We start from the raw sequence: 10,888 nt of genomic DNA, 5'->3' as shown, positions 1-10,888 counted from the left end.
GTCTCCTCCCCCCCCCCCCCCCCCCCCCTCCCCCCCCCCCCCCCTCTCCTCCCCCCCCCCCCCCCCCCCCCCCCCCCCCCCCCCCCCCCCCCCCCCCCCCCCCCCCCCCCCCCCCCCCCCCCCCGGCCCACCTGTACCCAAAACCCCAACCCATATGGAGTGTTCATGTCCAGCCGATCACCAGGCGGTGGAATCCGCCACCGGCTGCCATTGGCAGCCGCGCTAGCCCTGGCCATCGCGGTCCCGGGGATCACCACCCCGATGGCGGAGGCCGCCGACCTCCCCGGCGCCCCGAAGATCGCCAAGCACAAGGACGCCAAGGTCCGGGCCGTCAACGCCCAGGGCGCCAAGGAGGCCCGGGAGCTCGTCGCCAAGAACCAAGCGGAGAACAAGGTCCAGGCCGACCGGGCCCGCGCCGAGGCCAAGGCCGACTGGCCGAAGGCCGCCACCCTGGAAGGCTCGCGCGCTGGCTCCCGCCCGCTGGTCGACGTACGGTCCACGGCGCGGGCCAAGAGCCCGCTGCTGAGCCCGGCGGTGCCCAAAGGCCCGACCGCGCCCGCCGCCGCTCCGGACAGCAACGGTGGAAAGTCCACCGTCAAGGTCCTGGACCAGAAGGCGGCGGAGAAGGCCGGGATCACCGGCGTCCTGTTCACGGCAGCCAACACCGCTGGCGGACCTTCACAGTTGACCGTGAACTACGGGTCCTTCGCCTCCGCGGTCGGCGGTGGCTGGTCCACCCGCCTCGGGCTGGTCAGCCTGCCCGCCTGTGCGCTGACCACCCCCGAGAAGGCGGAGTGCCGCAAGACAACGCCCCTGCCCTCGGCGAACAGCATCAAGAACCAGACCGTGACCGCCGACGTCGCCTCACTCCCCGCCGGAACCTCCTCCGCGGCCAAGTCCAAGGCCCCGGCGCAGGCTCCGGCGGTCTTCGCGGTCATGGCCACGGACACCGCATCGCCCAAGGGCGCCGGCAACTTCGCGGCGACCCCGCTCTCCGCCTCCTCCACCTGGGGATCCGGAACCTCCAGCGGAGGCCTCACCTGGTCGTACACGCTGGCCGTCCCGCCCGCCGCGGCGGGGCCCGTGCCCGCGATGTCGTTCTCGTACAGCAGCGGTGCCATCGACGGCCGGACCGCGAACTCCAACAACCAGGGCTCCCAGGTCGGCGAAGGCTTCGACCTGACCTCCTCCCACATCGAGCGCAAGTACGGCTCCTGTGACGACGACGGCCAGACCGACAAGAACGACCTCTGCTGGAAGTACGAGAACGCCTCCCTCGTCCTGAACGGCAAGGCCAACGAGCTCGTCAAGGACGACACGACCGGCAAGTGGCACCTCAAGGGCGACGACGCCTCCCAGGTCACCTGGGGCACCGGTGCGGACAACGGTGACAACGACGGCGAGTACTGGAAGGTGGTCACCGGTGACGGCACGACCTACACCTTCGGCCTGAACAAGCTCCCGGGCGCCGGCTCCGAGCGCACCAACTCCACCTGGACCGTTCCCGTGTTCGGCGATGACTCCGGTGAGCCCGGCTATACGAAGGGTTCCACCTTCGCCGGCCGCTCCGAGACTCAGGCCTGGCGCTGGAACCTGGACCTGGTCCAGGACGTCCACGGCAACGCCGCCACCTACTGGTACGCGGACGAGACCAACAACTACGCCAAGAACGGCGACAAGACCAAGCTCGCCGCATACGACCGCGGCGGCACCCTCTCCGAGATCCGTTACGGCCAGCGCGCCGACACTCTCTTCTCGGGCAAGCCCTCGCACAAGGTCACCTTCGGCTACGAGGAGCGCTGCTTCGCGACGAACTGCGACAGCCTGACGAAGGACACCTCGGACAACTGGCCCGACGTCCCCTTCGACTCGATCTGCGCCGCCGACATCACCGACTGCAAGGCAACGGGTCCCGCCTTCTTCACGCGCAAGCGGATGACGAACGTGAAGACCCTCGCGTGGTCGACGGCGAAGGAGCCGGACGACTACGCGCTGATCGACACCTACGACCTGACGCAGGAGTACCTGGACGCGGGCGACCTCGGCGACACCAGTGACCAGACCCTGGTGCTGAAGTCGATCAAGCGCACCGGCAGCAACGGTGAGGCGGTCAAGGTCCCGCCGGTGGACTTCACCTACCACATGCGCCCGAACCGGGTGGACGTGGACGGGGACAACATCGTCCCGCTCAACCGTCCGCGCATCAACACGATCACGTCCGAGACGGGCGCGATCACCACCTTCACCCTCTCGGACCCGGAGTGCGTGCGCGGTTCGAAGATGCCGGTCGCGGAGGACGACAACTCGCTGTCCTGCTACCCGGTCTACTGGCCGATCAACGGCGGTGACCCCACGCTCGACTGGTTCCACAAGTACAACGTCACCGCGGTGACCGTCGCCGACCCGTCGGGCCAGAACGACCTCGTCGAGAACTCCTACGAGTACGCGAACCCGGCCTGGCACCACAACGACGACCCGCTGACCCCCGAAAAGGAGCGCACCTGGTCCGACTGGCGCGGCTACGGCAAAGTCACCGCCTACACCGGAGCCGTCGGCAAGACCCGGTCCAAGACGGTCAAGATCTTCATGCAGGGCATGCGCGGCGACACCCGCAAGGGGACGACCGACACCCGCACCACCACGGTCACGGCCCTCCCGGTCACCGGCCTGACCATCCCCGCCGTCAACGACGACGACCAGTACTCCGGCTTCCAGCGCCAGGAGATCACCTACGACGGAGCCACCCCGGTCACCGTCTCGGTGACCGACCCCTGGAGCAAGCAGACCGCCAGCCAGCAGAAGTCGTACGCCAACACCAAGGCCCACTACGTCCGTACGGGGACCGCTTACACGCACACCTTCCTGACCGCCTCGAACACGTGGCGCACCACCCGCACCGACACCGGCTACGACGACATCTACGGGATGACCACCCAGGTCTCGGCCTCCGGTGACACGGCCACGACCGGCGACGAGACCTGCACCCGTACCTGGTACGCGCGCAACGACGCCAAGGGCATCACCAACCGCACCTCACGCACCCGCACCGTCGGGGCCCTGTGCTCCGTCACCGACGACAAGCTGAGCCTCCCCGCCACCTCGGCGACCCGCGGCGACGTCCTGTCCGACACGGCCACTGTCTACGACGACCCGGCCGCCACCGGCTGGACCGCCAACCAGACCCCGACCCTGGGCCTGGCCACCTGGACCGGGCGCGCCCAGTCCTACCCGGCGGCCAGCGGCACCGCCGACCGCAACCCGGCCGGCGCCGCCGGCTGGCAGACCACCACGAAGACCACGTACGACACGGATGCGGCCAAGCTCGGCCGTCCGCTGACCAGCACCGACGCGGCCGGCAGCACGACCACGACCAGCTACGCGCCCGCCGCGGCCGGCCCGCTGGAAGTGACGGTGAAGACCGCGCCGAAGCTCGCGTCCAACGGTCAGCAGCACAAGTCGTACGCCTACACGGACCTGCGCGGCTCGATCGTCCGGTCCATCGACGCGAACATGGGCTCGACCTACAACACCTACGACGGCCTCGGCCGCCTCACGGCAACCTGGCTGCCCAACCGCGGCCAGTCCCAGACCCCGAACGTCAAATACGGCTACCTGCTGGAACGCGGCAAGCAGCCGTGGACCTCGGTCGGCACCCTCGCCGCCGACGGGAGCTACAAGACCGTCTACACGATCGCGGACGCACTGCTCCGCCCGCTGCAGACGCAGACCCCGTCGCCGAACGGCGGCCGGATCCTGACCGACACCCGCTACGACTCCCGCGGCCTGGCCTACGAGTCGTACGCCGACATCTGGGACAAGGACAAGGCGCCCGAGGGCGTCTATGCCCGGGCCGAGTACGGCAGCACCCCGAACCAGACCGCGACCGTCTTCGACGGCCTCGGCCGCGCCGTCACGAGCACCCTGCTCGTGTACGGGGTGCAGAAGCAGTCCACGACCACCACCTACACCGGTGACTCCACCGCCAGCACGGCCGTCCAGGGCGGCAACGCGACCCGCACCATCACCGACGCGCTGGGCCGCACCACGGAGACCCGCACCTACGACGGGACCACCCCCAACGACCCCGCGTACAGCGGCACTTCGCCGGGCACGCCGTACACCAGCGTGAGCCAGACCTACACCGTCGACGGCAAGCAGGCCGCGGTCACCGGCCCCGACGACGCGAAGTGGACGTACGTCTACGACCTCTTCGGCCGGACCGTGACCACGACCGACCCCGACAAGGGCAAGGTCATCACGACCTACACGGCCCTGGACCAGATCGCGACGTCCAAGGACGCACGGAACACGGTCCTGGAGTACGGCTACGACGAACTGGGCCGCAAGACGGGCCTGTGGAAGTCGCCGAAGTCCGACGCCAACAAGCTCGCGGCGTGGACCTTCGACACGCTCCGCAAGGGTGCCGGCACTGATTCCATCCGCTACGAGGGCGGTCTGACGGGCAAGGCGTACACCAAGTCCGTCACCGCCTACGACACCCTGGGCCGTCCCGCGACGACCCGCCTGACCCTGCCCTCCGACGACCCGCTCGTCACCTCCGGCGCCATCACCGCCAGCACCGACACCACGGTCAACTACCGGCTCGACGGCACGCTGGGCTCCACCTCCACGCCGGCGGCCGCAGGGCTGCCGTCGGAGATCACCCAGCTGAACTACAACGAATTCGGTCTGCCGAAGGGCTTTTCGGGGCTGACCGACTACGTGCAGAACGTCGCGTACTCCCCGCTGGGCGACATCGACCAGCTCACCCTGGCCCGTTCCGCCGCCGCCGGTGTGCGCAAGACGTTCATCGGCAACACCTACGAGGAGGGCACCCGCCGTCTGCTGAAGTCCACGGTCAACGACCAGACCCACAACGGCATGCTCCAGGAACTCGCCTACAATTACGACCAGGCCGGCAACGTCCTGTCGATCTTCGACTCGGCCCCGCTCAGCGGCTTCACCAAGGCCGACAACCAGTGCTTCACCTACGACGCCCAGCGCCGCATGACCGAAGCCTGGACCCCGAAGACCGCCAACTGTGCTCCGGCCGGGCGCACCGCCGCCAACCTCGACGGCGCCGCCCCCTACTGGAACAGCTACACCTACACCGCGTCCGGCCAGCGGGCCACGGAAAGGACCAACACCGGGACCCCGAGCACCCGTACCTACTGCTACGACCCGGCACGCCCGCACGCACTGGCGGCCACCACCACCGGCGCCACCTGCACCGCCCTCACCCCCCAGTACACCTACGACGCCACCGGCAACACCACCAAGCGCGCCGAAACCCCCGGCAGCCCGACCTCCCAGACCCTGAACTGGGGCGCGGAAGGCAAGCTCACCAAGACCACGGAGGGCGCCACCGCCACCGACTACGTCTACGACGCCGAAGGCGAACTCTTGATCCGCCGCGACCCGGCCGGCGAAACCGTCCTGTACGCGGGCCTCAACGAGGTCCACCTCAAGGGTGCCAAGAAGTGGGCCACCCGCTCCTACACGATCGCGGGAACCAAGGTCGCGATCCTGACCAACGAATCCGGCACCGCCAAGCTCTCGTTCGTGGCCGGCGACGCCCACGGCACCTCGTCCCTGACCATCTCGGCCGACGACACGCAGACGGTGTCCAAGCGCTACACCACCCCGTTCGGCTCCGCACGCGGACCCGCCGCGGCCAACTGGCCCGACGACAAGCGGTTCCTGGGCAAGCCCGAAGACACCAACACGGGCCTGACCCACGTCGGCGCACGCGAATACGACGCGGCCCTCGGCCAGTTCCTCAGCGTCGACCCCGTACTGAGCCTCGACCAGCACCAGTCCCTCAACGGCTACTCCTACGCGAACAACAGCCCGGTCACCAACAGCGACCCGACCGGCCTCGAAAGCTGCGGCAGCGCCGGCTACTGCGGTGGCGGCGGCTGGACCAACGGCAAGCACATCGAGGACATGCCGAAGGACGAGGGCGGCGGCGGAGGCGGCGGCGGAGGCGGAGGCGGCGGAGGCGGCGGAGGCGGAGGCGGCGGCCGAGGAGGCGGCGGAAGCGGCGGCGGAGGCGGAAGCTGGAGCGGCACCTCGTTCGGTCGCGGCGACATCTTCAACCCCATGCCCTTGGGGTGGAACCCGGCCCTCGCCCCCCTGTTCGCGACTCCCCGGGAAAGGTTCGGGATCGTGGACGAAGGCGGTCCGTACAACAGCTGGGAGAGTTCCCGGGGCTTGTTCTTCGGATGGCTCTGGGGTGGCGGTTACCCGCTCGGACCCAGCCAGAACTTCAAGGGCGGAGACACTTTCACCAGAATTCTGGCAGCAGACGACAAGATTGCGGAAACCCGTTCCAACCTGCTGGGACAAGCCCTGAAGAGCGGAATGGACGCACCCAACGCAAAAGAAACCTTTAATTTCGGATACAAGGACAGGGGGCCGGAACCGGGGAGCCCGTGGTACAAGGCCAACACGGTACGCGGGATCTACAATGATATCTCCAGCGTGTTGACCAACGGCACGCTCGGTCACGCCAACAGTGCCGACGCATACCTTGGAACCTATTCCGGGACCGCCCGCATCACCAGCGTGGACAAAAAGAAGGGCGACGTGCGAATCCAGTTCACCGTTCACAACCAGAGCGACTGGAACTCCGCCACACACGCGATCCCCAGAACCTGGAATCCCTTCTTCACCAAGACCTTCGGCGCCGCCACTACGCAGGACTTCTCGTGGCAGGAGAGAATCCCGCTCAACATGTGCGGATGTTCCGTAAGGTAGAAGCTCACTCACATCGCCAACTCAGAAGACTGTGGAGACCACATGCGCGGCCGTCGACTATTCCTCCTGGCATTCGTTCTGCTTCTCTCGGCGTGCGGCGGTTCAGGAGAGAGCAAAGGCACGGCGGAGGCGGGCGACATCGAAGGGGACTGGTCAACGGCAGCCGGCGTCCACCTGTCTTTTGCGGCGGACCACACCTTCACCTCGCAGGGGCTGAAGTTCGACCCTTCGCTCGTGAAGGGCTGCCCCACCGGAACGGGGCGCGGGAGCTGGGGCTTCTATGTGGACAAGGGGGCCCCGGGCGGGTTCGTGGCGATGTCAAAGGAAGCAACGGCCGGCGATACGATCGGAGTGAATTTCACCGAAATCCCCCAAGGCGACTGCAGCATCATGCTGAGCGTGCTCAAGAGCGGCGAACTCTGCGTCTCGATAGACTTCGATGAAGTCTGCACCTTCAGCGACCGGTTCACCCGGACCAAGGAAACAACGACTCCGTAAGTCGAGTTGGCATTTCGTGACGGCCCGTCGGTTCATCCGGCGGGCCGTTTCGGCCGTTCAGACTTCGACGAGCGTGACCTCGGCGGCCCTGAGGCTGGTCCAGATGTCGGAGCCGTCCGCGAGGGCGAGGTCCGCGGTGGCCTGCGGGGTGATCTCGGCGATCAGGTCGGGCGTCCGCTCGGACGTGATCAGGATCCGCAGGCGGCTGCCCACGACGGTGATCTCGCGCTCTGGCGCTGGAGGCACATCGACTCGACGGCTGCGCCCGGACGCCGCCCGGCAGGTCGCCGAGCACCTGACCGCGGCCGCACCCAGGCACCCGTGGGAGGGTGTGCGCTTCTCCGCGACGTGGGGGAGCCGCGACGTCCTCGACACCACCCTCGTCCACCCCACCCTGGTCGCCGAAGTCAGCGCCGACCGCGCCATCGACCACGGCGGCGTCTACCGCCACCCGCTCCGATTCCAGCGGCTGCGCCTGGACGTGGGGCTCGAAGACGTACCCAGGTTCGGAGAGGGTCCGGCGGCGGCCGCCGGCTGACCGGCCTGGTGCCGTGGCGTTTCGCCGGTGAACCGGTGTGCTCGGGCGGGTGAACCGGGCCAGGGTGGCCTGTTGCTGATGGTGCGGTGGCCGGTACAACCGGCCCATGATGATCATGAAGCGGTCCGCTGTCGCGGCCGCCGCCCTCGCCCTGACCCTGACTCTGCCCACAGCCGCGCACGCGGCCGCACAACCCGCCGCCCCGGCTCCGGCCGCGGCCGTAGTGCCGCAGGTGCTGCCGATCGGGGTTGCGGTGTCCGCGCTGCCGGTGGCGGTGGAGGACCGGACCGGCTATCAGCGGACCTCCTTCCGGCACTGGAACGCCGGCGAGATTCCGGCCGACGGTTGCAACACCCGCGCGGAGGTGCTGCTGTCGGAGGCGGTGGAGTACCCGGAGAGCGGGCCGGGGTGCGCGCTGAGCGGGGGCGTGTGGATCGCGGGCCCTAGACCCGGCGCCAGCATTGTTCGACGCGATGCTCGCGGGCTGGACGCGGCAGCAGCAGAGACGCCTTCTGGCGCGGAAGACGATCGCCGACCGGATCAGTCTGGTACGCCGGTTCGCCCTGTTCAACGGCACGTACCCGTGGGAGTGGACCGCAGAGGATGTCGAGGCCTACTTCTCCGCCCAGATGTCCAGCCAGTCCCCGCTCGCGCACTCCACGGTGCGTGGCCAGCAGAGCGACCTGCGCCTGTTCTGCACGTTCGTCACCGATGCCCGCTACGGCTGGGCGGCCGCCTGCCTGAAGGAGTTCGGGCGAGCACCGGTCCAGGTCTGCCACGACTGGAACACCGCCGACCACGTCGCCGACTACGAGGGCCGGCCCGGGCGACGCGCCCTGACCTACGACGAATTCCAGGCTCTCTTCGACGCGGCGGACGAGACGCGGTGTCGCAGTTCCGGTGGTCCGCGACAACCAGGGTTCCCTGACTGCATCGTTGCCTTGCCCGTTCTCCAGGTTCTATCCGTAGGAGTTTTTGATTCAGCTGCCCTGAGCGAGGTCTTTGGTCCCCAGGCTGGACGGGTCGAGCGGCCATGGTGTCGTCACGGGGGCCTGCTCGGCCCCTGAGGGCAGTGTGTCTGTAGGTCACTCCCTACCTCGAACGCGTTAACGGTCTTGGCGTACTTGCCCTCGCCAGCCGTGGCGGTCTTGTGGTGTTCGGTGTACTGAGCACCGAGTGAGTCCGGGAAGCAGCGGGGACGGAAGATCGTGCACGTAGTGCACGATCGGGGCGAGGTCCGTGACCAGGACGGTTAGATGCGGGCGGGGCGAGCGTGCACGAACTGCATGGCATTCCTCCGCTTATGATTTGTAGAATTCAGGCCGCACCTGACTAAATTGACCCCTATCGTGACGCCTCAAGTTCCCCTAGCCTCCCCAAACAGGTCAACGGCAAGGGGAGTAATAGATGAATTCTATGCGATGGGCTAGATGGTCCATGCCGAAGCAGATAAAGCGCCGGGTTGCGACAATGGCGGGGGTGGTAGGCGTAGTTGCGGGGTCCATTGTGGCCTTGCCAGGAACCGCTAACGCTGCGGCCGTTGGCTATAACGGCGCATGCGGCAGCGGCTATGCTGTAACGAACTCGGCTGACGTTGTCGAAAGCACGGGCTTTCGTTCTGCAACGGTCTACTTAACATACTCGAGTGCCAGCGGGAAAAACTGCGTTGTCACCGTTAAAACGATCCCCGGATCGGGTTCGACGTTGGGGACGTTCATACAGAGAGACGACGACTGGCTTTCCTACGTCAGCGACTACGGGAACTACAGCAAATATGCGGGTCCCGTTTACATTTACGCAAAGGGGACTTGCGTAAGCTGGGGTGGAGCCGTCAATCAGACGGAAGTGCATGTCAACCACACCAACTGCGGCTAGCCCGCGGAGCGACTGGGCCTCGAAGCGGAGCCGGCGGGCTTCAGGGTGGGAGCGGAGCGGACCCGCCCAACGGGTCGTAGGCCCGGACGCCGTGAAACGGGGTCACTCCGACCGGCAGTGCGGGTCTAACCCGCACCGCTGGCGTGCCTCCGGGTCTGGGAGGTTCGTTGGAGAGGGCATGAACAACACCAAGCGCACCCTCGCGGCGGCTGTTTTGGCCGTCACTGCCATCGTCTCCTCGGGAGCGGCCCAGGCCGTGGCTGACGGCGGCCCTGTCGTGCCCGAGGGCAGGGGCCTCCTCAATTCTCTCGGTATCGCGGGTAACGCCAACTCCAACGAGGACGGCAGCACGAATCACAACGTCTCTGCTGGAAACAACCAGCAGTTCTCGGGCGACGACAACAGCAACACCGCAACTGCGACCCTTGCTGGGCAGTCCGTCGATCAGAGCATCCACGGCTGACATCAGCCCGCCCCGGCTGTTTCCTGGCTAGCCAGGGGTGGGGGAGTGAAGCGGACACCCCGAACGGGCCGTAGGCCCGGACCCCGTGAATCGGGGTCACTTCCCGTGCGTAGCGTGGGAGCCCTGGGGCCTGCGGAGCCAGGCCCTGTTCGGGTGGAGCGCAGCGGAACCAGAGCCAGTCTGGAGCGAAGCGTAGGACCCCTGGCCGAAGGCCGGCCATGGCTCGGAGCGAAGTGCAGCGTGATGGTCTGTGTTTGTTTGTGAGTGGGTTTTCGGTATTGAGGTGTCAGTGGGTGCTGGGGGAGTTGTCTCTGGTGGGGGTGGTCGGGCTCGGGTTTTGCCACTGACAGTGGTTGCCGATTCTGTGCTGACATTTCTGATGTTTTGCCTGGTCGTTTTGGTGCTGGTCGGTGTCACGCTCGGCTGTTTGTGCTGGTCAGGTTCATGGGGTGAGGTTGGCACCGGGCTTGAGTGCTGTTGGTGCCCGCGGAGCGGGCTGGTCTTGGAGGCGGGGCCGGAAGGGCCTGGGTGGGGGAGCGGAGCGGACCCGCCTAACGGGCCGTAGGCCCGGACCCTGTGAAGCGGGGTCAGCTCTGGGGGAGCGAAGCGGACCTGGAGCAGTCCGAAGCGAAGGGCAGGACTGCGGCCGGAAGGGCCGGCTTTGGGTCGGGGAAACCCAGCCCCCCCCAACGCAACCAAGGGCTTTCCCTCCCCCTAACGAAACAGAAAAGGCAAGCGCCAAAAACACCCCCCCC

General features: G+C 67.5%; 6 protein-coding genes. 5 read left to right on the top strand and 1 reads right to left on the bottom strand.

What is annotated here, in order from left to right:
* Positions 1-210 precede the first annotated feature (210 nt).
* Together ACZ49B_RS36235 and ACZ49B_RS36230 are read left to right on the top strand one after the other, a co-directional pair.
* Positions 211-6,759 carry an RHS repeat domain-containing protein gene (locus ACZ49B_RS36235; RefSeq protein WP_468314805.1) on the top strand — a complete coding sequence of 2,183 codons (6,549 nt, stop codon included), beginning with the start codon at positions 211-213 and terminating at the stop codon, positions 6,757-6,759.
* 42 nt (positions 6,760-6,801) lie between these two features.
* Entirely contained in the window at positions 6,802-7,257 is a 456-nt protein-coding gene (locus ACZ49B_RS36230; protein WP_359179698.1) for a hypothetical protein, read from the top strand.
* A 57-nt stretch (positions 7,258-7,314) separates the two neighbouring features.
* Here the strand turns inward: ACZ49B_RS36230 and ACZ49B_RS36225 are convergent, their stop codons facing one another.
* On the bottom strand, positions 7,315-7,503 hold the full coding sequence (locus ACZ49B_RS36225) for a TOBE domain-containing protein (RefSeq protein WP_468314802.1): 189 nt from the start codon (positions 7,501-7,503) through the stop codon (positions 7,315-7,317).
* A gap of 85 nt (positions 7,504-7,588) precedes the next feature.
* On the opposite strand from ACZ49B_RS36225, the gene ACZ49B_RS36220 reads away from it, so the two are divergent.
* The 3 genes from ACZ49B_RS36220 to ACZ49B_RS36210 all read left to right on the top strand — a co-directional run bounded on the left by ACZ49B_RS36220 (position 7,589) and on the right by ACZ49B_RS36210 (position 10,133).
* Positions 7,589-7,795: a hypothetical protein gene (locus ACZ49B_RS36220; protein ID WP_468314799.1), complete on the top strand. Its 207-nt coding sequence runs from the start codon at positions 7,589-7,591 to the stop codon at positions 7,793-7,795.
* Between the two features lie 461 nt (positions 7,796-8,256).
* Positions 8,257-8,862: a hypothetical protein gene (locus tag ACZ49B_RS36215; RefSeq protein ID WP_468314797.1), complete on the top strand. Its 606-nt coding sequence runs from the start codon at positions 8,257-8,259 to the stop codon at positions 8,860-8,862.
* A gap of 986 nt (positions 8,863-9,848) precedes the next feature.
* On the top strand, positions 9,849-10,133 hold the full coding sequence (locus ACZ49B_RS36210; RefSeq protein WP_468314794.1) for a hypothetical protein: 285 nt from the start codon (positions 9,849-9,851) through the stop codon (positions 10,131-10,133).
* The last annotated feature ends 755 nt before the right edge of the window (positions 10,134-10,888 follow it).

Source organism: Streptomyces sp. NPDC031132 (assembly GCF_055570595.1).
The sequence above is the reverse complement of the archived record's forward strand: the minus strand, read 5'-3'. Positions and strand labels throughout refer to the sequence as shown.

Coding starts and splice junctions, on each gene's coding strand:
- ACZ49B_RS36230 (WP_359179698.1), top strand. CDS start 6,802: ATGCGCGGCCGTCGACTATTCCTCCTGGCATTCGTTCTGCTTCTCTCG.
- ACZ49B_RS36210 (WP_468314794.1), top strand. CDS start 9,849: ATGAACAACACCAAGCGCACCCTCGCGGCGGCTGTTTTGGCCGTCACT.